The organism is Rhodopila sp. (assembly GCF_035548095.1).
In the GTDB taxonomy this organism is placed as follows: Bacteria; Pseudomonadota; Alphaproteobacteria; order Acetobacterales; family Acetobacteraceae; genus Rhodopila.
In genome coordinates, this window is record NZ_DASZUV010000008.1 from 180,246 (window position 1) to 204,399 (window position 24,154).

At 67.7% G+C, this 24,154-nt stretch carries 21 protein-coding genes; 14 read left to right on the forward strand and 7 right to left on the reverse strand.

Annotated features, from left to right (window positions below):
• Positions 1–26: 26 nt before the first annotated feature.
• Together VHC04_RS09010 and VHC04_RS09015 are read left to right on the forward strand one after the other, a co-directional pair.
• Positions 27–1,196: a mandelate racemase/muconate lactonizing enzyme family protein gene (locus tag VHC04_RS09010; protein ID WP_325680228.1), complete on the forward strand. Its 1,170-nt coding sequence runs from the start codon at positions 27–29 to the stop codon at positions 1,194–1,196.
• On the forward strand, positions 1,193–2,233 hold the full coding sequence (locus VHC04_RS09015; RefSeq protein ID WP_325680230.1) for a uroporphyrinogen decarboxylase family protein: 1,041 nt from the start codon (positions 1,193–1,195) through the stop codon (positions 2,231–2,233). Before VHC04_RS09010 ends, VHC04_RS09015 begins: the two co-directional genes overlap by 4 nt.
• Positions 2,234–2,411: 178 nt before the next feature.
• On the opposite strand, the gene VHC04_RS09020 is transcribed toward VHC04_RS09015, so the two are convergent.
• Positions 2,412–3,566 carry a beta-propeller fold lactonase family protein gene (locus VHC04_RS09020; RefSeq protein ID WP_325680232.1) on the reverse strand — a complete coding sequence of 385 codons (1,155 nt, stop codon included), beginning with the start codon at positions 3,564–3,566 and terminating at the stop codon, positions 2,412–2,414.
• A 112-nt stretch (positions 3,567–3,678) separates the two neighbouring features.
• Here VHC04_RS09020 and VHC04_RS09025 point away from each other — a divergent pair, with 112 nt between their 5' ends.
• From VHC04_RS09025 to VHC04_RS09055, 7 genes are all read left to right on the forward strand, one after another.
• Positions 3,679–4,911, forward strand: coding sequence for an LLM class flavin-dependent oxidoreductase (locus tag VHC04_RS09025; protein ID WP_325680234.1), 1,233 nt, complete (start codon positions 3,679–3,681; stop codon positions 4,909–4,911).
• Positions 4,912–4,927: 16 nt separating this feature from the next.
• Positions 4,928–5,797, forward strand: a complete 870-nt coding sequence (locus VHC04_RS09030; protein WP_325680236.1) for a TauD/TfdA dioxygenase family protein — start codon at positions 4,928–4,930, stop codon at positions 5,795–5,797.
• Positions 5,798–5,818: 21 nt separating this feature from the next.
• Positions 5,819–7,147 carry an LLM class flavin-dependent oxidoreductase gene (locus VHC04_RS09035; protein ID WP_325680276.1) on the forward strand — a complete coding sequence of 443 codons (1,329 nt, stop codon included), beginning with the start codon at positions 5,819–5,821 and terminating at the stop codon, positions 7,145–7,147.
• Positions 7,147–8,184 (forward strand): LLM class F420-dependent oxidoreductase, encoded by a 1,038-nt coding sequence (locus tag VHC04_RS09040; RefSeq protein ID WP_325680238.1) that lies wholly within the window; start codon positions 7,147–7,149, stop codon positions 8,182–8,184. Before VHC04_RS09035 ends, VHC04_RS09040 begins: the two co-directional genes overlap by 1 nt.
• A 69-nt stretch (positions 8,185–8,253) precedes the next feature.
• Complete coding sequence (locus tag VHC04_RS09045; RefSeq protein WP_325680240.1) at positions 8,254–9,009, forward strand: SDR family NAD(P)-dependent oxidoreductase; 756 nt, start codon at positions 8,254–8,256, stop codon at positions 9,007–9,009.
• 219 nt (positions 9,010–9,228) lie between these two features.
• On the forward strand, positions 9,229–10,749 hold the full coding sequence (locus VHC04_RS09050) for an aldehyde dehydrogenase family protein (RefSeq protein WP_325680242.1): 1,521 nt from the start codon (positions 9,229–9,231) through the stop codon (positions 10,747–10,749).
• A 238-nt stretch (positions 10,750–10,987) separates the two neighbouring features.
• The gene (locus VHC04_RS09055; protein WP_325680244.1) at positions 10,988–11,683 is read left to right on the forward strand and encodes a hypothetical protein; all 696 of its coding nucleotides are present in this window, start codon (positions 10,988–10,990) and stop codon (positions 11,681–11,683) included.
• 81 nt (positions 11,684–11,764) lie between these two features.
• On the opposite strand, the gene der is transcribed toward VHC04_RS09055, so the two are convergent.
• The 3 genes from der to VHC04_RS09070 all read right to left on the reverse strand — a co-directional run bounded on the left by der (position 11,765) and on the right by VHC04_RS09070 (position 15,334).
• Entirely contained in the window at positions 11,765–13,111 is a 1,347-nt protein-coding gene (gene der, locus VHC04_RS09060) for a ribosome biogenesis GTPase Der (RefSeq protein WP_325680246.1), read from the reverse strand.
• 229 nt (positions 13,112–13,340) lie between these two features.
• Positions 13,341–14,672 (reverse strand): PQQ-binding-like beta-propeller repeat protein, encoded by a 1,332-nt coding sequence (locus VHC04_RS09065; protein WP_325680248.1) that lies wholly within the window; start codon positions 14,670–14,672, stop codon positions 13,341–13,343.
• Positions 14,669–15,334, reverse strand: coding sequence for a tetratricopeptide repeat protein (locus VHC04_RS09070; protein WP_325680250.1), 666 nt, complete (start codon positions 15,332–15,334; stop codon positions 14,669–14,671). The genes VHC04_RS09065 and VHC04_RS09070 overlap by 4 nt, the downstream gene beginning before the upstream one ends.
• A 181-nt stretch (positions 15,335–15,515) precedes the next feature.
• On the opposite strand from VHC04_RS09070, the gene VHC04_RS09075 reads away from it, so the two are divergent.
• Positions 15,516–15,899 carry a hypothetical protein gene (locus VHC04_RS09075; RefSeq protein WP_325680252.1) on the forward strand — a complete coding sequence of 128 codons (384 nt, stop codon included), beginning with the start codon at positions 15,516–15,518 and terminating at the stop codon, positions 15,897–15,899.
• 84 nt (positions 15,900–15,983) lie between these two features.
• Here VHC04_RS09075 and VHC04_RS09080 read toward each other — a convergent pair whose 3' ends face one another.
• From VHC04_RS09080 to VHC04_RS09090, 3 genes are all read right to left on the reverse strand, one after another.
• Positions 15,984–16,961: a CobW family GTP-binding protein gene (locus tag VHC04_RS09080; protein WP_325680254.1), complete on the reverse strand. Its 978-nt coding sequence runs from the start codon at positions 16,959–16,961 to the stop codon at positions 15,984–15,986.
• A 10-nt stretch (positions 16,962–16,971) separates the two neighbouring features.
• Positions 16,972–18,456: an amidohydrolase family protein gene (locus tag VHC04_RS09085; protein WP_325680256.1), complete on the reverse strand. Its 1,485-nt coding sequence runs from the start codon at positions 18,454–18,456 to the stop codon at positions 16,972–16,974.
• Positions 18,457–18,692: 236 nt separating this feature from the next.
• A complete protein-coding gene (locus tag VHC04_RS09090; RefSeq protein WP_325680258.1) occupies positions 18,693–20,780 on the reverse strand; it encodes a TonB-dependent receptor domain-containing protein in 2,088 nt (695 codons plus the stop codon).
• 111 nt (positions 20,781–20,891) lie between these two features.
• Here VHC04_RS09090 and VHC04_RS09095 point away from each other — a divergent pair, with 111 nt between their 5' ends.
• From VHC04_RS09095 to VHC04_RS09110, 4 genes are all read left to right on the forward strand, one after another.
• Entirely contained in the window at positions 20,892–21,854 is a 963-nt protein-coding gene (locus VHC04_RS09095) for a heme/hemin ABC transporter substrate-binding protein (RefSeq protein ID WP_325680260.1), read from the forward strand.
• A 65-nt stretch (positions 21,855–21,919) separates the two neighbouring features.
• Positions 21,920–22,954 carry a FecCD family ABC transporter permease gene (locus VHC04_RS09100; RefSeq protein ID WP_325680262.1) on the forward strand — a complete coding sequence of 345 codons (1,035 nt, stop codon included), beginning with the start codon at positions 21,920–21,922 and terminating at the stop codon, positions 22,952–22,954.
• A gap of 13 nt (positions 22,955–22,967) precedes the next feature.
• Complete coding sequence (locus VHC04_RS09105; RefSeq protein ID WP_325680264.1) at positions 22,968–23,801, forward strand: heme ABC transporter ATP-binding protein; 834 nt, start codon at positions 22,968–22,970, stop codon at positions 23,799–23,801.
• Positions 23,802–23,812: 11 nt separating this feature from the next.
• Positions 23,813–24,130 carry an antibiotic biosynthesis monooxygenase family protein gene (locus tag VHC04_RS09110; protein WP_325680266.1) on the forward strand — a complete coding sequence of 106 codons (318 nt, stop codon included), beginning with the start codon at positions 23,813–23,815 and terminating at the stop codon, positions 24,128–24,130.
• Positions 24,131–24,154: the final 24 nt, after the last annotated feature.

The following is a 24,154-nucleotide window of genomic DNA, read 5'->3' on the forward strand; positions in this document are numbered from 1 at the left end:
ACAGTCCGCCGAACGGGAGAGCGTCCATGTCCGTCCGCATCGTCGATGTCCGGGAGGTGACGCAGCCGATCGCCTCCGCCATCCGCAACGCCTATATCGATTTTTCGAAGATGACCACCAGCCTGGTCGCCGTCGTTACCGATGCGGTGCGCGACGGACGGCGTGTCGTCGGCTACGGCTTCAACTCCAACGGCCGCTACGGGCAGGGCGGGCTGATCCGGGACCGTTTCGCGCCGCGCATCCTGGAGGCGGCCGCGGACTCGCTGCTGGACGCCAGCGGGACCAACCTGGATCCGGATCGGGTCTGGGCGGCGATGATGGTCAATGAGAAGCCGGGCGGCCACGGCGAACGGTCCGTCGCGGTGGGAACCATCGACATGGCGGTATGGGACGCGGTGGCGAAGATCGCCGGCAAGCCGTTGTTCCGTCTGCTGGCGGAGCGGCACGGCGTCACCGCCGATCCGCGCGTCTTCGTTTACGCGGCGGGCGGGTATTACTATCCCGGCAAGCAGATCGAGGGGCTGCGCGCCGAGATGCGCAGCTATCTGGATCGCGGCTACACCGTCGTGAAGATGAAGATCGGCGGCGCCCCGATCGAGGAAGACCGGCGGCGGATCGAGGCGGTGCTGACCGAAATCGGCGGCCAGGCGCGGCTGGCGGTGGATGCCAATGGCCGCTTCGACCTGGAAACCGCGATCGCCTATGCCCGGATGCTGCGGGACTATCCATTGTTCTGGTACGAAGAGGCCGGTGATCCGCTGGACTATGCGCTGCAGGCGGCGCTGGCGGATTTCTATCCCGGTCCGATGGCGACCGGCGAAAACCTGTTCAGCCACCAGGACGCGCGCAACCTGCTGCGCTATGGCGGCATGCGGCCGGATCGCGACTGGCTGCAGTTCGACTGCGCGCTGTCCTATGGTTTGTGCGAATATCAACGGACCCTCGCGGTGCTGAAGGCCGCCGGCTGGTCGCCGTCGCGCTGCATCCCGCATGGCGGGCACCAGATGTCGCTGAACATCGCCGCCGGCCTGGGGTTGGGCGGCAACGAAAGCTATCCGGACCTGTTCCAACCCTATGGCGGCTTTCCGGACGGTGTGCGGGTCGAGGGCGGCCACATCACCATGCCGGAGCTGCCGGGCATCGGCTTCGAGGGCAAATCGGACCTGATCCGGGTCATGCGGGAGCTGGCGGCATGACCTATCCGACGCATCTGCTGCCGACCACGGTGGTTGGCAGCACGCCGCAGCCCAGTTGGCTGGTGGATCGCGCTACGCTGCATCAGCACGGTGTCCCGCGCGTGCACGCCCACGATATGTGGCGGGTGCCCGACGATCTGCTGGAGCAGGCGCAGGACGACGCCACCATCCTGGCCATCCGCGCAATGGAGCGGGCTGGTATCGACATCATCACCGACGGGGAAATCCGGCGGGAAAGCTATTCCAGCCGGTTCGCCCTGGCGCTGGACGGCATCGACGCGGAGCGGCCGGGCGAGGTGACCTCGCGCGCCGGGCGGGTGACCCGCGTGCCGCGCGTCGTCGGTTCCATCCGCCGCAGCCGCGACGTGGAGACCCGGGATGCCCGGTTCCTGTGTGCGAACACGGAGCGCGCGACGAAGATCACGCTGCCCGGTCCGTTCACCCTGTCACGCCAGGCGCGCAACGAGTTCTACCGCGACGAGGAAGAACTGGTGATGGCCTACGCGGTCGCGGTGAACGAGGAGCTGCGGGCGCTGAAGGCGACCGGCGTCGATGTCGTGCAACTGGACGAACCCTGGGTGCGGCAGGATCCCGACGCGGCGATGCGCTATGCCGTTCCGGCGATCAACCGGGCGCTGGACGGGATCGAGGGGCCGACCGTCGTGCATCTGTGCTTCGGCTATGCCGCTGTCGTTTCCGAGAAGCCCAGCGGCTACAGTTTCCTGGCGGAGCTGGCGGATACGACCGCGGCGCAGATTTCCATCGAGGCGGCGCAGCCGCGCCTGGATCTGGGCGTATTGCGGGACCTGTCCGGCAAGACGGTGATGCTGGGCGTGCTGGACCTGGGCGATCCGGTGGCGGAAACGCCGGCGGTCGTTGCCGACCGGATTCGGACGGCGCTGCGGTTCGTGCCGGCGGAGCGGCTGGTGCCGGCGCCGGATTGCGGCATGAAATACCTGCCGCGCGATCTGGCCTTCGACAAGCTGCGCGCGCTGGCCGAAGGGGCGGCGATCGTCCGGCACGAGCTGGCCGGGTAACCGGCCTGTGATCCCGCGCGTCCATGGGCGAACATGTTTCAATCGTCATCACGGACACCAGGACCCGGCCGCAGTCGGCTGAAAAAGCGTGGTCCTAAACTGTAATTTTCCCAAACCGAGCACGGGTGTTGGGCCTTCGTCCGAGATGACGGCGGGGCGGTCCCGGAACGCCGGCAGCCTAACGCGTGAGCGTCCGCATCGAGGCGGGCTGGCCGGGCAGCGTCATGGCCGGGCCGACCTGGGTCGGCTTGCCGTTGCTGATCCGGAACACCTGCAGCGTCTTGTCGATATAATTGCCGACATAGACATGCTCACTGTCCGGGCTGAACACGATACCCTCGGGCAGGCGGCCCAGCGGCGCGTGACCGGTGACGCTGGGAACGCCGTTCGGGCCGATGGTCATGATCACCAGCTCGCCGCCCTTGGTCTTGAACCAGTCGCTATCCTTGGCGCCGGAGCCCAGGATCAGCGCTGCCGCCAGCAGCTTGCCATTCGGTGCGATGGTGAAACCCTCAGGCCCGGCGCCGGGCGCGGTGATGCCGGTGACGTGCGGATGCGGGCCGGTCGCCTCGATCACCGTGAGTGCATCGGCATTGTTCTTCCCCGCGCCGGTTCCCGAGGCGATCACGTGGCGCCCGTCCGGGGTGATGTCCAGGTTGTAGGGATTGAACGCCGCCGGAATGTCCAGCGTCTTGTCATAGGTGACTTTCTGGCCGTCGATGTTCAGCACGCCGACCTTGTTCGCCAGGTTCAGCGCCACGAAGGCGCGCTTGCCGTCCGGCGTGATCACCACTGCCGAGGCTTCCTGCTCCAGCGGCACATCGCCCAGGGCGGTGACCTTCCCGTTGGCGATCGACAGGACCGAGACGCTCTTGCCCGCTCGGTTTGCCACCAGCGCGAGATCGCCCTTATGCGCGATCGCCAGGCCGGACGGCTGCTGGCCGACGGCCACGGTATCGACCAGCTTCGGCGGGTTGGCCGTGAGATCGATCACATAGACCTTGTTATCCGGTGTCATCTTCCAGGCCGACCCATCCTGGGTGGCGACCACCGAATTCGCCACCAGGCCCAGCTTGCCGTCGCGCGTGATCTGCAGGTTCGTCGGCGGCCCCAGCAGCGAGTTCATCAGCGGCAGCGACCCCCTGATCCGCGGATGCGCGGGGTCGGAGATATCCATCACCAGCACCGCGTCATGGCCGGATGGTCCATTCACCGCGCCATTGGCATCATAGGTGACCTTCTGGTCGAGCCCGACCAGCACGTCGCTGGTGCCGGCCATCGCCGGCACGATGACCATCGCACCGGCCATGGCCAGTGCCGCGCGAATCAGCATCACTGTATCCTCCCTGCATTATCGTTGCGCTCACGCTAGGCCAAGGGGCACCCGCGGCGCAACCTTGACGGTGCGGGGTTCGGGTGCGACCGTCCGGAAAACGGAGGAACCGATGAAATTCGGCGTGTTCTATGAGCATCAACTGCCGCGTCCCTGGACGCCGAACAGCGAATACGAGCTGTTCCAGAATTCCCTCGCGCAAGTCGAACTCGCCGACCGGCTTGGCTATGATTACATCTGGGAAGTCGAGCACCATTTTCTCGAGGAATATTCCCACAGCGCCTCGCCGGAGGTGTTCCTGGCCGCGGCCAGCCAGCGGACCACGAATATCCGGCTGGGCCATGGCATCATCCAATTGACGACCAACCAGCCGCACCGCGTGGCGGAGCGGGTGGCGACACTGGACCTGGTCTCCGGCGGGCGCGTCGAGCTGGGCATGGGGGAAGGCGCCGGGCCGGCGGAACTGCACCCGTTCAATGTCCGCGTGCGCGACAAGCGGGACCGGTGGGAAGAGGCGGTGCAGGCCATCATCCCGATGTTCACCCGGGACAGCTGGGAATTCCACGGCAAGTACCACGACTTCCCGGCCCGCAACGTCGTGCCGAAGCCGTATCAGAAGCCGCATCCGCCGCTCTGGGTCGCCTGCTCCAACATCCGCACCATCGCCGAGGCGGGGCAATGGGGCATGGGTGCGCTGGGCTTCAGCTTCGTCTCCCCCGACGCCGCCAAGGCCTGGGTGCATCGCTACTACAACACCTTCCTGCACCGGCCGCGCCGGCTGGCGGATTATGCGACAAACCCGAACATCGCCATCGTCAACGGCTTCATGTGCGCCCGCACCGATGAGGAAGCGCTGGAGAAGGCCTCCGGCTGGACCTTTTTCATCTTCGCGCTGTCCTATTACGGCCGGAAGGGCGTCGACGCGCCCGGCCAGGGCAATCTGTGGGACGAGTATCAGGATTGGCGGAGGACCGAAAAGGCGCAGGCGGCGCTGCGCAACGGCCTGATCGGATCGCCTGAAACCATCCGCCGGCGGCTGCGGCAATTCGCCGATGCGCATGTCGACCAGGTGATCCTGCTGAACCAGGCCGGCAAGACGACGCACCAGGATATCTGCGACAGCCTGGAACTGTTCGCGAAAGAGGTGATGCCGGAGTTCCACGCGCGCGAGGCCGAACACCAGATGTGGAAGCGCGACGTGCTGAACGGGCTGACGGTGCTGGAGGAACTGGATACCGATCCGTACGACCTGTACGCCCATCAGAACGAGGACATCGTCCGTCTGACGCCGGAGCAACTGAAGCAACGCATGGCGGAGAAGGAGAAAGCGGCCGCCGCATCCTGACAGGAGGAGACGCAGCATGGATGGGATATCGAACAGCCCGTACCGGTATATCGAGGCCCAGCGGATCGCCGGTTCCCTGGGCGCCGAGATCAGCGGCGTGAACCTGGCCGAGGACCTGCCGCCAGAGGTGCTGGCGGAGATCCGCAAGGCGCTGCTGGACCATCTGGTGATCTTCTTTCGCGACCAGGACATGACGCCCGACCGGCTGCTGCGCTTCGCCCGCAACTGGGGGGAGATCCACCGCCACCCCTATATCGCCGGCATGCCGGACTATCCGGATGTGCTGGAGTTGAACAAGAAGGCCGGTGACAAGCGCAATTTCGGCGGCGACTGGCACACCGACCAGATGTTCGCGCCCCGGCCGGCCATGGGCACCATGCTGTGGGCGAAACAGGTGCCATCGGCCGGCGGGGATACGCTGTTCGCCAACATGTATCTCGCCTACGAAACGCTGTCCCCCGGCATGAAGGCGTTGATCGCCGATATCCGCGGCATGTGCGTCGGCGACAAGAAGAGAAGCGGCGCCACGCGCGCGGCGGTGAACGCGGCCACCATCTCCATGACGACGCTGGAGCCCCCGCCGGACATGCCGCGTGTCTCGCCGCATCCGCTGGTGCGCACGCATCCCGAGACGGGGCGCAAGTCGCTGTACATCGGCGGCCATGTCCATTACCTGGAGAACATGACGCCGGAAGAAAGCGCGCCGCTGATCGATTATCTGCATGCGCATTCCGTCCGGCCCGAGTTCACCTGCCGGTTCCGCTGGGGGCAAGGATCGCTGGCCTTCTGGGATAATCGCTGCACACAGCATTTCGCGATCAACGACTACCCTGCCGGGACGCGCATCATGCACCGCGTGACGGTCTGCGGCGACGAGCCTTATTGACGGAGAACAAACGTGCGCCAGATGGTCATGGTGGGCTTCCTGCAAGCCCAGAATTGTACGAACCTGGTCAGCTCCTGGCGCCATCCGGAGTCCCGGAAGGATTCAACGAGCGCGGATTATTACCGGACCATCGGCCGCGTGCTGGAGGAAGGGAAATTCCAGGTCGCCTTCTTCGATGACCGGCTGGCGATGCCGGATCTGTTCAACAACGACCACGCCCACACCGTCCAGCATGGCATACGCTGCGTAAAGATGGACCCGATCACCGTGCTGACGGTGATGGGCATGGCCACCAGCCGGCTGGGCCTGGGCGCCACCCGCTCCACCACCTATTACGAACCCTTCGACGTGGCGCGTACCTTCGCCACGCTTGACCTGATGACCGACGGGCGCGCGGCCTGGAACGTCGTCACCTCCATGAACGATCGCGAAGCCCAGAACATGGGCCGCGACGACCACATGGAACACGATTCCCGCTACGACCGGGCGGACGAGTTCGTGGAAGTGGTGATGGGCCATTGGAATTCGTGGAAGGACGACGCCGTCGTCCAGGATCGCGAGACCGGCCTGTTCGCGCACCCCGAGATGGTGCGGCGGCTGGATCACAACGGCAAATACTTCAAGTCCCGCGGTCCGTTCACCGTGCCGCGGTCGAAACAAGGCCATCCGGTGCTGATCCAGGCCGGGCAGAGCGGCCGTGGCAAGGCATTCTGCTCCCGCTGGGGGGAGCTGGTGTTTTCCGGGTCCCCGGCGTCGCTGGAACACGGCCGGGAGATCTACCGCGAACTGAAGGACGGCGCGGCGAGCTTCGGCCGCGATCCGGATCACATCAAGGTCGCGCCGTCCGCCTATATCATCACCGCCGCCACCAAGATGGAGGCCGAGGACAAGATGGCGCTGGTGGACACGCTGGCGACCGATGAGGACGCGTTGTCGCTGCTGTCGGAGGCGATGAATTTCGATTTCGGCAGCAAAGGCATCGACGAACCCTTCACGGACGAGGAGCTCGACAGCATCTCCGGCACGCAGTCGATGCGGGACCGCGTGCTGCGCGCCAGCGGGCTGCGGAATCCCACGCCGCGCGACTTCGTCAAGTTCAGCCACCGTGCCCGGCCGAACAAGCCGTTCGTCGGCGGACCGAAGGAAATCGCCGACGGGCTGGAGGAGTGGTTCACCACCGGCATCTGCGACGGCTTCGTGATCGCCGCCACGCATGTGCCGGGTGCCTATATGGATGTCGTGCAGCACGTCATTCCGGAACTGCAGCGGCGTGGACTGTACCACAAGGACTATGAGGGCGAGACCCTGCGCGAAAACCTCGGCCTGCCCATCCCGAAGGCGGTGTGGTGATGAAGCTCGGCCTTTCCATCGGCTATTCCAAGGCCCATATGGACCTGCCGGTCGCGCTGGTGCAGCGCGCCGAGGAACTTGGTTACGATTCCGTCTGGTCCGCCGAGGCATATGGCTCCGACGCTGTCACGCCGCTGGCGTTCCTGGCCGCTGTGACGAAGCGCATCCGCCTGGGCACCGGCATCATGCAGCTGGCCGCGCGTATGCCGGCCAATGCCGCGATGTGCGCCGGCACCGTGGATGCGCTGGCCGGCGGCGGCCGCTTCATCGCCGGCCTGGGCGTCTCCGGCCCGCAGATCGTCGAAGGCTGGTATGGCCAGCCCTGGGGTCGGCCCTATTACCGCCTGAAGGACTATGTGGCCATCATGCGCAAGATCTTCGCGCGCGAGGAGCCGGTGACGCATGACGGGAAGGAGATCAGCCTGCCCTATACCGGTCCGGGCGCGGCCGGTGTCGGCAAGCCGCTGAAATCGATCCTGCACATGAACCCCGCCATCCCGATCTATCTGGCCACCGGGAACGAATCGACAGTGAAACTGACCGCCGAGGTCGCCGATGGCTGGCTGCCGATGGGGTTCGTGCCCGGCTGCATGAAGGAATACGGTCCGTGGCTGGAAGAAGGGTTCCGCCGCGCTGGCAACGGCAAGAGCATGAAGGATTTCGAGATCCAGGCATCGATCCATGTCGAGGTCGGCAGCGACGTCAAGGCGGCGCTGGCGAAGCTGAAGCCGGAGGTGGCGCTGTATGTCGGCGGCATGGGCCACCGCGACAGGAATTTCCACAAGGACCAGATGATCCGCCGTGGCTTCGCGGAGGCGGCGGACCGCATCCAGGAGCTGTATCTGGCGCACCGCAAGGAAGAAGCCATCGCCGCCGTGCCCGACGAATGGGTCGACATGAAATCGCTCGTTGGCCCTCCCGCCCGGATCAAGGAACGCTTCAAGGCGTGGGAAGATTCGGGTGCCACCAGCCTGACCGTCCGATCCCGCCAGCCCGAGGCGATCGAGGTGATGGCGCAGGCCGCCAGATTGAACTGACAGGCCCCGAACGAGACGCGCCCGCACCGGACCCGAAAAATCAGGGTGGGCAAAATCAGGGAGGAAGGCATGCGCTTTACCGGGAAAATCGCGTTGATCACCGCCGCGGCCAACGGGATCGGTCGCGCCACCGCTGAGATCATGGCGCGGGAAGGTGCGACGCTGATCTGTGTCGATAATCATCCAGAACGTCTCGACACGGCGCTGAAGGCCCTCGGTCCCAACGCGCATGGCCAGCTCTGCGACGCGCTGGACCAGGCGCAGGTCGACGCCGTGGTCGGCTCCGCCATGAAGCAGTTAGGGCGTATCGATATCCTGGTGAATGCCGTCGGCGGCAGCACGATCATCGCCAGGCCGTCCGCGAATGTGGAGGAGCATTCGCTGGACGACTGGCAGCGTATCATCAACTTCAACCTGAACGGCACGTTCCTGTTCACGCATGCGGTCGTGCCGGTCATGAAACGACAAAGATCGGGCAAGATCGTCAACCTGGCCTCGATCGCCGGGCGAGGCCGCAGCGTCGCCAGCGGCAGCGCCTATGCAGCGGCCAAGGGCGGCATCATCGCGTTCACCAAGAAGCTCTCCTATGAGCTGGGTCCGTTCGGCATCACCATCAACGCCATCGCGCCGAGCCTGACATTGACGGAGCGGATCACGCCGCATTGGAACCAGCGGTCGCCGGAATCCCAGGCGGCGCAGATCGAATCGACGCCGTTGCGGCGCGTGGCGCAGGCATCGGACCAGGCGAACGTCATCTGCTTCCTGGCGTCCTCGGACGCGGATTTCGTCACCGGCCTGACGATCGACGTCACTGGCGGGCAATAGTCCCGTGACCGGGTTCGAGCCGATCGAGACGGCCAGCGCCGTGCGTGATGAGCAGGACCGCGCACGGCTTTCCCAAATCGCTCTGGATATCCAATCGGATCCGGAGACGGATGCGCGGCGGGCGGTCCTGGAATCCTGACCCGCGCTGGACCGGCACCGTCTCCGCCGCTATATCCGCGAGCGCATAACTCGACCGGCCGTTCAAAGGAGCGCCCCGCTATGTCCGCCCCCGCTATGTCCGCCACGGGATTGACCCGCCCGACCGCCGCGACGCCGCGCCACGCGCAGATGCTGATCGGCGGCAACTGGGTCGATGCGCTGTCCGGCAGGACGCTGACAGTGGAGAATCCCGGCCGTCGCACGGTGATCGCCACGATCCCGCAGGGCAATGCCGCGGATGTCGCCCTGGCGGTGGATACCGCCCAGGCGGCGCTGCCGGCCTGGAGCAAGGTGCCGCCCCGCCAGCGGGGTCGTATGCTGCTGCGTGTGGCCGAGGCGATGGAGGCGCGGATCGAGGAACTCGCCCACATCATTGCCGAGGAAACCGGCAATGCCATCCGCACCCAGGCTCGGCCGGAAGCCACGCTGACCGCCGATATCTTTCGCTACTTCGCCGGGCTGGGCGGCGAGCTGAAGGGCGAGACCATCCCGCTGGGCGAGCACGTGCTGAGTTACACGCGACGCGAGCCGCTGGGCGTCGTCGGCGCCATCATCCCCTGGAACGCGCCGGTGCTGCTGGGCGCGCTGAAGATCGCCCCGGCGCTGGTCGCCGGCAACACGCTGGTGCTGAAGGCGGCCGAGGACGCGCCACTGGGCGTATTGTTCATGGCGCGGGTCTGCCAGGAATTCCTGCCGCCGGGCGTACTGAACGTGCTGACCGGCACCGGCGAGGAATGCGGCGGGCCATTGGCGAAACATCCGGCGATCCGGAAACTGTCCTTCACCGGCTCGACCGAGGTCGGCAAGATCATCATGCACGCGGCGGCGGAGCGGATCGTTCCGGTCTCGCTGGAACTGGGCGGCAAGAGCCCGTCCATCGTCTACCCGGACGCGAATGAGGACTGGGTGGTGGACGGCGTGATCTCCGGCATGCGGTTCACCCGGCAGAGCCAGTCCTGCACGGCGGGGTCCCGCTTGTTCCTGCATCAGGACATTTTCGACAGCTTCCTCGACACGCTGACGAAGAAGACGCAGGCGCTGAAGCTGGGCGATCCGCTGGACGAAAGCAGCGACATCGGCGCCATCATCAATGAAAAGCAATTTCGCAAAGTGTGCGGCTATGTCGATGAGGGGCTGAAGCGCAAGAACGCCCGTCTTGTGTTCGGCGGGCTGCCGCCGCGGGAAGGACCTCTGGCGCAGGGCTACTTCGCGATGCCGACGGTGTTCGCCGATACCTCCAACGACTGGCGGCTGGCGCGGGAGGAGATCTTCGGTCCCGTGCTGGTGGCGATCCCGTGGAGGAACGAGGAAGACGTGATCCGCATGGCCAACGATTCTCATTACGGCCTCGCCGCCTATGTCTGGACGCGCGACATCGGCACCGCGCTGCGCACCGCGCATGCGATCGAGTCCGGCTGGGTGCAGGTCAACCAGGGGCTGGGCCAGCAGCCGGGCCATTCCTACGGCGGCTACAAGCAAAGCGGCATCGGCCGCGAATTCTCGCTGGAAGGCATGCTGGACAGCTTTACCCAGCGGAAGAACGTGACGGTGAACCTGAACACGCCGGCGCGCGGAGCATAGTCCGCCCGATCCTGCGCCGGCGAAACGCCGGCGCCGGCCGCGTTGCTCCGGCCGCCCTGCTCGGGTGCCGGACACCGGCCGCGGGGCCGAACGGCGCCGATTTCCGGCTCATGGCGGTGTCGATTTCGTTGAAGCCGTGGCAGGCTGGCTGCTAGGGTTGGCTGCCGGCTTCGGCATCCCGCGCGGTATCGGTATACCGAGCGGCCGGAGAGCCGTCGAAACGGGGAGCACAGCGGCCATGGTCACCGAAACCGATGCGGCCAATGCGGTCAAAGCCGTTCTGGGCAAATACGGACCCTATCTGCCGTCCGAAGTCGTCAACGCAATGAACGGCGTCGCGGCGACGTCCATCATCCAGATCCTTCCGGCGGCGCAATACCGGCCGCAATTCGATATCTACTTCCGCAACTTCTTCGCCGCCATCAACGCCAAGGCCTTCGGCACCCAGCGCGTCATTGGCATCGCCAATGCCGACGCGGAAGTGTGCGGCAGCTTCAACTGTCCGGCCTTCTGTTCGCCGGCGATGTCGATTTCCGGACGCAAGGTTTACGTCAACAATGACGAGCCAAATACCTTCGCGACGCTCTGTCATGAGTTGTGCCATTATATCTCGCATCCCAATTTCTATCCGGAATTCTATGCCATGGGCGGGGACAACCCGTTCATCCTGGAGGGGGTGACCGAGTACCTGACGCGCAATATCAGCCCTTTCGTGGCGCAGCAGCGGTCCGCGGCGAAGAAATATCAGGCCAACTACGATGCGGTGAGCAACGCGTTGATCGCGGGTTCGCAATCCGAGGCCGACATGATCAACTTTGCCCTGAAAGGCAAGTTTACGACCCTGGCCGGGCTCAACGGGGTTGCCCCCGGCCAGGCCCCGCTCGCCCCGCCGCCCGCGAGAAGTGCCGCTGCGACCGCCGGCGGATCGGCATAGCGGCCGCGGGACGCAAGTCTCGCCAGGATCGGCGAAACCGCGATCCACGCCTTCTGACCGCCGGCTCCAGCCGATCGCGCTCTAACCGTCCGCGTAAGGGTTCTTCGTCCCTCGGAACTGCAGTCGGATCGGCGTGCCGGGCATGTCGAAGGTCTCACGCAGGCCATTGACCAGGTAACGAGCATAGTCCTCGGGTGTCTGCTCCGACCGGGTACCGAAGCAGACGAAGGTCGGGGGACGAGCCTTGGCCTGGGTGACGTAGCGCAGTTTCAACCGCCGGCCCTGCACCAGCGGCGGCTGGTGGCGTTCCAGCGCGGCCTCGAACCATCGGTTCAGTTCGCCGGTCGGCACGCGCTTGTTCCACACATCGTAGACCTTGCGCACCGCCGGCAGCAGGCGGTCGATGCCCGCACCGGTCATCGCCGACAACGTCACCACCGGCAGGCCCTTCATCTGTGCCAGGCTGTCCTCCAGCCGCTCCTGAATCGCCTTGCGCGTGGCGTTGCGGTCGGTGACCGCGTCCCACTTGTTCAGCGCCACGACGCAGGCGCGGCCCTCGCGTTCGATCAGCCGCGCGATCTGCAGGTCCTGGTCGTGGATGCCTTCGACGGCGTCGATGGTCAGGACGACGACCTCGGCCATCTTCAGCGCCTCGATCGCGGAGCTGACCGACATCTTTTCCAGCGGCGCCTCGATCCGTGCCCGGCGGCGCAGCCCGGCGGTGTCGACCAGCTCGACCGGGCGGCCCTGGTCGTCGTGCAGGATGACGGCAACGGCATCGCGGGTCAGACCGGGTTCGGGGCCGGTGATCATGCGCTCCTCGCCCAGCAGCCGGTTCAGCAGGGTGGACTTGCCGGCGTTCGGACGGCCGACGATGGCCAGCTTCAGCGGCCGGTCCGGCTCGGCGACCTCCTCCGCCTCCGGCACTGCCTCGGCGGGCAGGCGGTCGGCGATTTCTGCCATCAGGTCGGCGATGCCTTCGCCGTGCTCGGCGGATACCCCCACCGGGTCGCCCAGGCCCAGCGCGTAGGCGTCCAGGATGGAGGATGTCGCCGTTCGCCCCTCGGCCTTGTTGGCGACCAGCAGCACCGGCTTGCCCTGACGGCGCAGCCAGCGGGCGAAATGCGCGTCGGCCGGCGTCACGCCTTCCCGTGCATCGATCACGAACAGCACGAGGTCGGCCTGTTCGACAGCGGTGGCCGATCCGGCGCGCATGCGGCCAGCGACGGTGTCGGGCGCGGCTTCCTCCAGCCCCGCCGTGTCGATCAGCGTGACCTCTCGCCCGCGCAGCATGGCCTGCGCCTGCTTGCGGTCGCGGGTGACGCCCGGCGTGTCGGCCACGATGGCGATCCGCCGCCCGGCCAGACGGTTGAACAGGGTCGACTTGCCCACATTGGGACGGCCGGCGATGGCGACGACGGGCGGCATGCTGGTCCCTCCCACGGTGGTGACGGTGGCCGGATGCTAGACCGGATTCTCACTGGCTGTGCAGGGCGAAACCGGCCCAGCGCTTTGCTGGCTCCGGGATTCATCCCCCGCGACGGGCCGCCCGGTGGAAGCTCCGTCTATGGAAGCTCCGCCCACTGAAAGCTCCGTCCAACGGAAGCTCCGTCCGGTGGAACCCCGCTTGGCGGAGCCGCCGCGGGCTGGTCCTGCCTCAACGCATCGCCAGCAGCCGGCCATCGTTGGTGATGATCAGCAGCGTGCCGTCGGCGACCACCGGGATCAGCGGGGCGGCGGCGGACGACAATTCGATATGGCCGAGGATCTCGCCCGTGTACGGGCTGATCGACAGCGCATCCTCACTGGTGCCGGTGACAATCAGCCGGTCCTGCACCAGCAGCGGTCCGTACCAGGTCAGCGTATGTTTCTTCTTGTCCGGATCCTCGAAGCGGGGCAGCGGGGTGACCCAGGCCACCCGGCCGGTGGAGGCCTGGACTGCCGCGACCTCCTGGTTCGCCGACAGCACGAACAGCCAGTCGCCGGCCGCGTAGGGGGTATTCTCTCCCGCCACCTCGCGCTCCCAGATGCGGCGGCCCGAAGGCACGTCGGTGGACACGAACAGGCCGCCCATGCTGATGGCGAAGACCTGGCCGCCATGGATCACCGGGGCGCCACGGACAGAGATGAAGTCGGCATTGCTGGTGCGGCCACGGCCGGCGGACAGGCCATCCGTCCAGGCCACCGTGCCGCTGTCGGCGCGCAACGCCGCCAGCTCGCCTGATCCGAACCCGGCGACGACGAGACCGCGATAATAGGCGGGGGCGGGGCGGCCGAGCAGGGCGGTGACCGGTTCGGCCGCCTGGTGATCCCATAGCGGGCGGCCGTCCTCGCTGGCGAAGGCCAGCAGCCGGTCCTCGATATTGGTCACGAACACCCGCCCGTCGGCGATGGTGGGCGCGGACCGGCCCGGCAGCCCGATATCGCGGCGCCACTTCTCCTTCCCTGTCTCCGTGTCCAGGGCCACGAGCTGGGAGACGCCGTTGACCGCGTACACCGTGTTGCCGTCGGCACCCAGGCCGCCGCCGACATTGGTGCTGTCCACATCGTCGGGCACCGTGTCGACCCGCCACAGGCGCTTGCCGGCGTCCAGGGTGAAGGCGCTGACCCTGGCACTGGAATCCATGGTGAAGATGGTGCCGTTCATGACCACCGGCTGCGCCATGATGATCCGGCGATAGCCGCCGCCGGAGCCGATATCGGCGGTCCAGGCCTCGGCCAGCTGCTCGCGCGCCGCCAGATGGCCCATGTAGTGCACCGGATTGCCGCCCGCCTGCGGCCATGCGGCATTGCGCACCGGCGGCGGCAGCACGACCTTCGGCGGGTTTTCATCGCGCACCAGCCCATGGGAGCCGAAAGAGAAGATCGACTCGCGCTCACCCGGCAGCGGCGTCTTCTTTTCGCCGAACCAGTTGTCCCACAAGCCGCAGCCGGACAGGGCGAGCGGGGCCAGCAGCGCGGCGCGGCGCGGCAAGGCAAAGCGGCTCATGCGTCGCCCATCCCGGCCAGCAGGGCGGCCGCACGCTGCCGCACGCCATCCGGCGCGGTGGCCGACTCGGCTAGTGATTGCAGTGCTGTCCTGGCGTCGTCCACCTTGCCCTGGCGCAGGTCCAGCAACGCCAGTTGTTCCTTGGCCAGCGAGGCCCAGGCATTGGTGGGGTCGGTCAGCGGCTTCAGCCGCGCTTCCAGCATGGCCGGATCCCCCTTGTCGATCTGATGCTGCACGGCGAGCAGCGAGGCGAGGTCCCGCAGCAGCGGATCGGCGGTGCCGTCGCGGGCGACCTCGTCCCATAGCTGGACGGCACCCGGTATGTCGCCAGCATTGGCTTTCAGCCCGGCGGCGCGCAGCAGGCTGAGTGTTTTGTAGCCTTCCGGGGCGGTGGCGGCGTTGCGTTCCAGCGTCGCGATGGCGTCGGATTGGCCGGGTGCGCCGGGCACGTTGGCGGTCACGGCGGCGGCCTGGGCGGCCATGTACTGTTCGGCGGCGGCCATGTCGCGGTTGGCTTGCCAGCGGTCCCAGACCTGCCAGCCCACGGTGCCCCCGACGATTCCGACCGCGGCGAGGACCAGCACCCATCCGTATTTTTTCAGCAGCCGAGCCGTGCGTTCGGCCCGGAGATCCTCATTGATCTCGTCGAAGATATCAACCACGCGGCATGTCTCTCGTTGCGTCGGCCGCGACGGAGCGCGGCGCGGCGGCGGACCATAGCGGGCACGATGCGTGGCCGCAAACCATCATGCCAAACCGGTTGCGGCAGGACACACCACAGGCGAATGCGGCGGGCCGGGGCTGGAAAGGGTTCGTTTACCATTTCCCGGCATGCTGGCCGCCATGCGCGGGTTTCGCCTCTGGTTGCTGCTGCTTGTTCTGGCCGGCCCGCTGGGCGGGTGCGGCATGCCGGCGGAGCTGATGTCGGCCGGCGCGATCGCCGGCGTGGTGGGCACCGTCGCGGTGTTCGGCCGCAGCCCGGCGGACCTCGTGGTGTCGCTGGTCAGCGGCAAGGACTGCTCCATCGTGCGTCTGGATGAGGGCAAGAGCTACTGCAAGCCGGTGGAGCCGCCACCGCGGCAGCCGGAATTCTGTACGCGCACGCTGGGTGTGGTGGACTGCTGGTCGGATCCGGCCACCCTGGCGGACCGTCCGACCCAGGTGGCGGACGGTCCGACGACCCTGTCCCCGGCGCAGGAGGCGGATCGGACGGCGCGCTGGCCGTAGGGGTGGGAGCATGGCTGGGAATGGGGCCGGGCAGGAGGCAAGGACCGAACCGACGTTGACCATTATTCCTCTATTTGAAGTCTCCTATTTGAAGTCTCCCATTACCCCGGCGACCTCCTCTGCCGATACACGCCCCAGCTCGGCCACAAACACCACCCGAACCGCCGGCACCCCCGCCTCGACCGTGCCGGCATACGGTGCCAGCGTCGCCCGCCCGCCCGCCAGGTGAAACACCAGCCTCCGCCCCGGCTGCTCCGCCACCTCCAAAATCCCCTTTGCCCGCGCCAGTTTCGGCGCCAGCCGGCCGATCGCCGCCTGGAACGCGGGCAGCGACACCGGCCGCTCGCTCGTCCATCCGAACGTCTCGAACCGTTCCGCCACCGGCCGCTTCAAGCGACCCACGTCCCGCGGCCCCACGTCCCGCGGCCCCGCATCCCGGACCGCCGCCATAGCGACCGCCGCCATGTCGGGGGAGAACACCAGCGCCGGCGGCACCGCGCCGAGCGGCGCTTCCACCACAACCGCCCGAGGCACCATGGCCGCCACCGCCGCCCGCACGCGGGCCACGGCGGCCGCGTCCGCCAGGTCGGTGCGGCTCAGCGCCACCACATCCGCCGCGCGCAGCTGCGCCTGCAGCAGCGGGTCCGCCAGCGCCTCCTCCGAGGCCATGGCGTCGACCACGCACAGCACCATCTCCAGCGGTGCCTCCCGCCAGATCACCGGGTCCATCAGGGTGCGCGCCACCTCGCGCGGGTCGGCCACGCCGCTGGTCTCGATCACGATCGCCTCGGGCCTGGGGTCGCGCCGCAGCAGCCCGGACAGCGTGCGCAGCAGATCACCCTCCAGCGAGCAGCAGATGCAGCCGTTGCTCAGGCTCACCACCCCATCGGCCGCCCCGGCGATCAGGGCGGCGTCGATGTTGATGGCACCGAAATCGTTCACGACGGCGGCAATCCGCTTCCCATCCGCATGCGCCAGCAGATGGTTCACCACCGTGGTCTTGCCCGCGCCCAGAAACCCCGCCACCAACAGGACGGGAACCGGCGCGCCCACCTCGCTCATGCCAAACGGCTCATGCCACCGGACGGCGCACTGGCCGGCCGGGCCGGGCGGCCAGGTCCAGCGTGCCATCGGCGATCACCGGCACGCCGGAGACGATCAGGTGCCGCACCCCCTCCGATGGCCGGTTCATTGCGGAAAACGTCGCCCGATCGGTCAGCGTATCGAAGTCGAACACCACCACATCGGCATCAGCGCCGACCGTCAGCCGCCCCTTCGCCGCCATCGCCGGGGTGCTGCGCGCCAGGATCTCCGCCGGGATCAGCGCACATTTGCGGACTCCCTCCAGCAGCGACACCGCCTGCCGCTCCCGCACCCAATGCCGGATGAAGTGGGTGAAGCAGCCGGCGGAGCGGGGGTGGGACGTGGCGTCGTCCGGTAGCGGCCAGGCATCGCCGGTGTAGGCACTGCCGTCGGACAAGGTCCACGGCATCGCGTCGGAGGCGATCGCCCCGCCCGGATACAGCACCGACATGTCCAGCAGATCGCGGTGACGCGCGTTGTTCTCGGTGTCCAGCACGTGCCACAGCACCAGCGTCGACGGCTCTTCCTTCTGCGCCGCCAGCAATTCCGCCCGGTCGCGGAAGCGGCGTCCGTCGGTCACCCGCTGCACGCTGTCATAGCCGGTACCATTGCGCGCCTCGAACTCGGGATCGCTGAAGAAGGCTGCCGCCAGCACGGTGGAACCGGTGCCGTACGGATACGCCTCCAGCGTGATCGGCAGGCCTTGTGCCTGCGCCTTCACCACCAGCGCGGCGCAGCGTTCCACGTCGGTCTTGCTGGAGCTGTTGAAGTGGCAGATGTGCATGTGGCAGCCGGTGGCGCCGGCATAGCCGATCAGCCGGATATAGGCCTCGGCGGCGCTTTCCGGATCGATCGCGGACATGTAGGCGACATGGGTGAAGGTCGGCACGTCGTGGCTGGCGGCCAGCTGGCACACGGCGGTCAGTTCCTGCACGCCGGCGCCGGGGGCATAGGCATTCAGGATGCCGACCCCGATGCCGCCTTCCTTCAGGCCCTTTTCCAGCCGGTCCAGGATGCCGGTGACTTCCGCCTCGCTGGCGACGTTCTCCACCCAGCGGCGGTCGCGCATGGCGTTGCCGAACGCCTCCAGCGAGGACTCGCCGTTGAAGCCGATCATGGCGCCGATGCGGGCGAAGGCCCAGTTGACCGAGGCGCCGTAGTTCAGCACGCGGCCCTGCACCGCCTGGCGCTGGTACCAGGATGCGACCGGCAGCACGCCGGCTTCCAGGTCCAGCGTGGTGGTGACGCCGTCGAAGGCCTGCATCCGGTCGGCCGGGATCGACTGGCCATGCGCGTGCAGGTCGATGAAGCCGGGGGCGACCACCAACCCGGTGGCGTCGATCACCTGCTCCGCCCCGCCCAGGCCGGTGCCGACGGCGGCGACCTTGCCGTCCAGCAGGGCCACGTCGCTCACCGCGTCCATCCCGCTGGCCGGATCCACCACCCGGCCGCCCTTGATCACCAGACCACTCATGTATCCGCATCCCATATGCTGTCGCGACAGCATGGCGGATGTGCCGATGCGCCAAAAGGGGCCAGGCACAGCAACGCCCGCCTTCCCGGGGAAAGGCGGGCGTGCCACGGCGCAGGCTCCCAAGATGGAGCCTCGGAGGCTGCCGTTACCGCGCGCTGATCGGCCCCTCCCGGGACTCGTCCAGGCCGGATCGGGATTGGAACGGCGGGCGGCGGGCCATCCGCGTTCCGCGATGCTCAGTTGTATCCGAGCGCGATCTTCACCCCCATCAGCGCCGTCAGGCCGGGCGCATAGGTCGGGGACAGCACATCCGTGCGGTAGGTGTTGTTGCCGATGTTCTGGATATTGGCGAACAGTTGCACCTGCTCTGTCAGCTTGTACTGGCCGAACAGATCGACCACCGCATAGCCCGGCACGCTGGACGCGCCCGAGTAGGTGGAGGCGTTCACCTTGCTCTCCGAGACCGCCGTCACCCGCGTTCCCAGGGTCAGCTTCTGGTCGAACAGCCGCACGCCCAGCGTCGTGGAGAACACATTGCGCGGCGGCGTGGTCGGCACCTGACCGCCATTGCTGGACACCGGCGCCGAACCGGGCAGGCTGGTCAGCACGTTGGTATAGGCCAGCCGGCCGAAGACCGGGCCGGAATCGTAGCTGATCTCCAGCTCGAACCCTTCCGTCGTGGTGGTACCGGGGATGTTTTCATACGTATACAGATAGGCGGGAACGCGCCCGCTGGCCGGCCGGCCCACTACCAGGGTCTGGGCGATGTAGTCGTCGATGTTGGTGTGGAAGTAGTCCGCCTTCACGTTGACCTTGTCGTTCGCCAGCAGCACGTCGGCATAGGCCAGCTTGACGCCGAACTCGTATCCGTTGGTCGTTTCGGGATCCAATGTCGGGTTGGGGATGAAGCGGATGAAGGACAGGCCGGGGTGCGCGCCGGACCACAGCGTCTCTGTCAGCGCCGGCGGCCGCCAGCCATTGCCGTAGGAGCCGTATAGCTCCAGGCCGGTGATCGGGCGCACCGCCAGCGTGACCTTGGGGCTGGCGCCGGTCGCGCTCTTGTCGACGTTGAACGGGCCATAGGGCAGGGTGGTGGAATACGGATAGGTGTTCGTGCCGGATCCCGTCAGGTGGTAGGTGTCCACCCGCACGCCGGGGATCAGCGACACGATGCCCCAGGTCGCAGTGGCCTGGACAAAGCCGCCGCCCACGCCGCGGTCACCCTGCGGCGTCTGGCCGTTGGTCGTGCTGACATCGCTGCTGCTGGTCACCGAGTCATGGAAATACTCGCCGCCGTAGGTAACCGCGACATTCACCGGGCCGAGATCGCCGTGCGACGTGTTGTCCAGCGTGCCACCGAACGTCGCCACCTTCACCCGTGACGCCTCGGCCGGTGCGTAGCTGGTGCCGTAGAAGGCGTCGGTGTTCGTATTCTCATTGGTGTCGGTGTAATAGGCGCCGGCGTTCAGGTTCACCCACGGGTTGCCGGTGGGCTGGTAGCTGTATTTCACCGTGACGGTGTTGGATTCGATCGCGGTGTAGGAATTCACGCCCTCGGATGAGCCGCCGAAATTGTTGCTGTAGAAGATGCCGCCGACGTTCAGCGTCTGGTCGACGCCGGGCCTGGTCTCGAACTTGATCAGGCCGGAATACAGTTTCTGTGCCGTGCCGGGCTGCTGCGTGCCGTCGCCGCTGTTGTAGTTGCCGCTGTTGCGCATGCTGAACGCGCCGACCACGCCCACCTGCGGATTCGCCCGCACGCCCAGCGCCACCATGTTGGCGAAGTCATAATGGTTGGTACCGCCGGTGAGGGTGGCCTGGACCCCGTACTTCTTGTCCAGCGGCACGATATCGTCGACGCCGATGGTGCGCAGGTTCACGACGCCCGCGATCGCCCCCGCGCCGTTGGTGCCGGTGACGGTACCGCGGCTGACGTCCACGCCGGCCAGCAGAGCCGGGTCGATGAACACCGTGCCGTTGGCGTTATGGCCGCTGCTTTGGAAATTCTGCCTGGCACCGTCGATCATCACGTTCACCCGGCCGAAATCCGACAGGCCGCGGATGCTGATCGACAGGCCGGGTGAGTTCGGGTCCTGGGTCCACACGCCGGGCACGTCACGCAGGATGTCGGACGGGGCCAGCGGCGGGTTCTGATTGATCTCGCCGCGGGTGACGGTGCTCTGGGAGCCGGGCGCCTGCGGCGGCGGCGCTGCCACGTCGACGGACGGTACCTGCGTCACGTCATCGGCGAATACCGGCAGGGCCGGCACGAAGCTGGCGACGCTCGCACCCAGCAGGGCACGAAGGGAAAGCAGACGGCTCACGATGGGTCTCCCGGGTAGGCGAGTTACAACCTGGTAATTGCGAATTATTCTCAATCGCATCGGGTCGTCAAGATATTGCGAACGATTCTCATTATCGTCATGATGCACGGCATGACGGATTTCCATCCCAGCCCTGGCCGGCTGCCTCGCCGCGGCCTTCTGGCGTTGCCCACCCTGGCGTTGCCCACCCTGGCGCTGCCCACCCTGGCGCTGCCCACCCTGTTGCTGCCGGCGCTGGTGTCTCCCGGCGTGCTGGCGGCGGCGCCGGTCGCCCTGCCGCTATCGGAGGCTCAGACCACGCGTCTGGTGACGATCGGCGGTGCGGTGACCGAAACGGTCTACGCCCTCGGCCAGGGTCACCGGATCGTCGCCGTCGACACCACCAGCCTGTACCCGCCCGAGGCGCTGCGGGAGAAAAAGAGCGTCGGCTATATGCGCGCGCTGTCGGCCGAAGGCGTGCTGTCGGTCGATCCGACGGCGATCCTGCTGATCGATGGCGCCGGTCCGCCGGCGGTGGTGGAGCAGCTGAGGCGGTCCGCCGTGCCGGTGGTGCCGGTTGATGGGACTCCCACGCCCGAGGCCGTCAGCGAACGCGCCCGTTTCCTGGGCCGAGCGCTGAACGTCGCGCCGCGGGGCGAGGCGCTGGCTCTGCGCATCGAGGCGGGATTCGCCACGCTCGCCACCGCTCGGGCCAAGGAAAAGCGCCGCCCCCGCGTGATGTTCGTGCTGTCGCTGCGCGGCGGCCGACCCTTGGCGGCGGGCCGTGACACGGCGGCGGATGCGATGATCGCCCTGGCCGGCGGTGACAACGTGCTGGCGGACTTCAAGGGCTACAAGGCGCTGACCGATGAGGCGGTCATCCAGGCCGCCCCCGAGATCGTGCTGATGATGGACGGTGGCGAGGGTACCGCCACGCGGGACTCGGTGCTGGCCATGCCGGCCTTCCAGGCGACGCCGGCCGGACGCGCCAAGGCCGTGGTGTCGCTGGACGGCGAGACGCTGCTGGGCTTCGGTCCGCGTACGCCGGAAACCGCGCTGTCGCTGGCGCAGCGCTTCGCCGCGCTGGTCCGATGACGACGCCCGGGGCGGATGGCGGGACCGCGGTTTCGCGTCTCCGGCGCGCGGCCGGCGTGCCACCCGTGCCTCGCGTGACCATGCCGCCGCGTCTCTGGCTCGTCGCCGGCGTGCTGGCATTGGCTTGCGCGGCGGTGGTCGCCTCGCTCAGCATCGGTGCCACCGGGGCCGGCTTGGGATCCTGGCTGCTGCTTGCCGGCGGCGGGGCGGTCAGCGAGCAGACCCGCCTCGTGCTGCTGGAAATCCGCCTGCCGCGTACCGTCCTTGGCGTACTGGCCGGGGCCAGCCTGGCCTCGGCGGGCGCCATCATGCAGGGGCTGTTCCGCAACCCGCTGGCGGATCCTGCCTTGATCGGCGTCTCACCCGGTGCGGCCCTGGCGGTGGTGGCGCTGATCGCGCTGGGCGATGGCCCGCTGGCGCCGGTGATCCACCTGCTGGGTCAATGGGCGCTGCCGGCGGCGGCCCTGGCCGGCGGGCTGAGCGCCACCCTCCTTCTCTACACGGTGGCAACGCGGGAGGGTATGACCTCGATCGCCACCCTGCTGCTGGCGGGCATCGCGCTGGCCGCCTTTGCCGGCGCCGGCACCGGCCTGCTGATCTATGCCGCCAATGACCGGCAGCTGCGCGACCTCACCTTCTGGTCCCTGGGCAGCCTGTCGGGCGCCACCTGGCCGGGCATCGCCGCCGCGCTGCCGTTCTTCGCCGTGCCCTTCGCCCTGCTGCCCTTCCTCGCCCGGCCGCTGAACGCCTTGCTGCTGGGCGAGGCCGAGGCCTGGCATCTGGGTGTCGCCGTCGAGCGGGTGAAGCGCCTGGCCATGCTGGCCGTCGCCTGCGCCGTCGCCACCTCGGTGTCGCTGACCGGTGTCATCGGCTTCATCGGCGTGGTGGTGCCGCACCTGATCCGGCTGGCCGCCGGCCCGGACCATCGGCTGCTGCTGCCGGCCAGCGCGCTGCTGGGGGCGGCGCTGCTGGTCGGTGCGGATGTGCTGGCCCGGATCGTCGTCGCACCCGCCGAGTTGCCGATCGGCATCGTTACTGCCTTGCTCGGCGCGCCCTTCTTTCTGTGGCTGCTGCTGCGCGCGCGGCCCGAGGCGGTGTGAGGGAGGCCGCGTGATGTTGGAAGCGCGCTCCGTCACCCTCCGCCGCGGCGGCCGCACCATTCTGGACGATGTGTCCGTGGTGCTGCGGGCGGGCGAGGTCACCGGCGTGATCGGCCCCAACGGCTCCGGCAAGTCGACCTTGCTGCGCATCCTGTCCGGTGTGACGGCGCCGGACGCGGGCGAGGTATTCATCGCCGGCACGCCGCTGCGCCGGCTGCGTCCGGCGGAGCTGGCGTTGCGCCGAGCGGTACTGTCGCAGGAGCGGCCGGCGGGCTTTGCGTTCACGGTGCGGGAATTGGTCAGCCTGGGTGCCCAGCGCGGCATTCCGCGTGCCGCGGCCGAGACCCAGGCGCTGGTGACCCGCGCCATTGACCGCGTAGGGCTGGGTGCGGCGGAACACCAGGCCACGGACCGGCTGTCCGGCGGCGAGCGCCAGCGCGCGCACCTGGCCCGCGCGCTCGTGCAGCTTTGGACCGGACGCGGCGTGGCGAATGGCGGCGGCATGCTGCTGCTGGATGAGCCGCTATCGGCCCAGGACCCGCTGCATCAGATCGACATCCTGGACCTGGCACGGGAACACGCCGGCCAGGGCGGGACCGTGATGATCATCCTGCACGACATCAATGCCGCGGTGCGCGCGGCCGACCGGCTGGTTGTGCTGCGCCAGGGGCATGTCGCCGCCGACGGTTCGCCTACCAGCGTGGTGACCAAGGCGATGCTCGCCGGCGTCTTCGACGTGGACCTGACGCCTTGCACGGCGCCGGAACCGCCTTTGCCCTTCGTGCTGCCCCAGGTGGCCCGGCGCATCGACCCTCATCCCCACTCATCCTGCCCCCACTCACCCTGAAGGAGACATTCATGTTTTACGCCATGAACCGGTTCATCGTCCTGTCGGAGCAGGCCGCCGCCTTTGAGGCGCGTTGGCGCGAGCGCGAGGTCCATATCAGCACGCTCCCGGGTTTCGTTGTCTTTAACTTGCTGCGCGGGCCGGAGAAGGAGGGCGGCGTCCTCTACGTGTCCCACACCCTGTGGCGGACCAGGGCCGATTTCGAGGCGTGGACGAAGTCCGAGGCGTTCAGGGCGGCCCACCGCGACGCGGGCTCCGGCACCCGGCTGACAACCGGCCATCCGGTGTTCGAGGGCTTCGACTCCGTGCTGGAAACCGTGCCGGCCTGACCCGCCGGTGGCGCCCGGCGGCCC

What these genes read in the sequence shown, in the direction of transcription:
- VHC04_RS09010 (WP_325680228.1), top strand. Translation starts at nt 27, where the DNA reads ATGTCCGTCCGCATCGTCGATGTCCGGGAGGTGACGCAGCCGATCGCC.
- VHC04_RS09015 (WP_325680230.1), top strand. Translation starts at nt 1,193, where the DNA reads ATGACCTATCCGACGCATCTGCTGCCGACCACGGTGGTTGGCAGCACG.
- VHC04_RS09020 (WP_325680232.1), bottom strand. Translation starts at nt 3,566, where the DNA reads ATGCTGATTCGCGCGGCACTGGCCATGGCCGGTGCGATGGTCATCGTG.
- VHC04_RS09025 (WP_325680234.1), top strand. Translation starts at nt 3,679, where the DNA reads ATGAAATTCGGCGTGTTCTATGAGCATCAACTGCCGCGTCCCTGGACG.
- VHC04_RS09030 (WP_325680236.1), top strand. Translation starts at nt 4,928, where the DNA reads ATGGATGGGATATCGAACAGCCCGTACCGGTATATCGAGGCCCAGCGG.
- VHC04_RS09035 (WP_325680276.1), top strand. Translation starts at nt 5,819, where the DNA reads ATGGTCATGGTGGGCTTCCTGCAAGCCCAGAATTGTACGAACCTGGTC.
- VHC04_RS09040 (WP_325680238.1), top strand. Translation starts at nt 7,147, where the DNA reads ATGAAGCTCGGCCTTTCCATCGGCTATTCCAAGGCCCATATGGACCTG.
- VHC04_RS09045 (WP_325680240.1), top strand. Translation starts at nt 8,254, where the DNA reads ATGCGCTTTACCGGGAAAATCGCGTTGATCACCGCCGCGGCCAACGGG.
- VHC04_RS09050 (WP_325680242.1), top strand. Translation starts at nt 9,229, where the DNA reads ATGTCCGCCCCCGCTATGTCCGCCACGGGATTGACCCGCCCGACCGCC.
- VHC04_RS09055 (WP_325680244.1), top strand. Translation starts at nt 10,988, where the DNA reads ATGGTCACCGAAACCGATGCGGCCAATGCGGTCAAAGCCGTTCTGGGC.
- der (WP_325680246.1), bottom strand. Translation starts at nt 13,111, where the DNA reads ATGCCGCCCGTCGTCGCCATCGCCGGCCGTCCCAATGTGGGCAAGTCG.
- VHC04_RS09065 (WP_325680248.1), bottom strand. Translation starts at nt 14,672, where the DNA reads ATGAGCCGCTTTGCCTTGCCGCGCCGCGCCGCGCTGCTGGCCCCGCTC.
- VHC04_RS09075 (WP_325680252.1), top strand. Translation starts at nt 15,516, where the DNA reads ATGCGCGGGTTTCGCCTCTGGTTGCTGCTGCTTGTTCTGGCCGGCCCG.
- VHC04_RS09080 (WP_325680254.1), bottom strand. Translation starts at nt 16,961, where the DNA reads ATGAGCGAGGTGGGCGCGCCGGTTCCCGTCCTGTTGGTGGCGGGGTTT.
- VHC04_RS09085 (WP_325680256.1), bottom strand. Translation starts at nt 18,456, where the DNA reads ATGAGTGGTCTGGTGATCAAGGGCGGCCGGGTGGTGGATCCGGCCAGC.
- VHC04_RS09095 (WP_325680260.1), top strand. Translation starts at nt 20,892, where the DNA reads ATGACGGATTTCCATCCCAGCCCTGGCCGGCTGCCTCGCCGCGGCCTT.
- VHC04_RS09105 (WP_325680264.1), top strand. Translation starts at nt 22,968, where the DNA reads ATGTTGGAAGCGCGCTCCGTCACCCTCCGCCGCGGCGGCCGCACCATT.
- VHC04_RS09110 (WP_325680266.1), top strand. Translation starts at nt 23,813, where the DNA reads ATGTTTTACGCCATGAACCGGTTCATCGTCCTGTCGGAGCAGGCCGCC.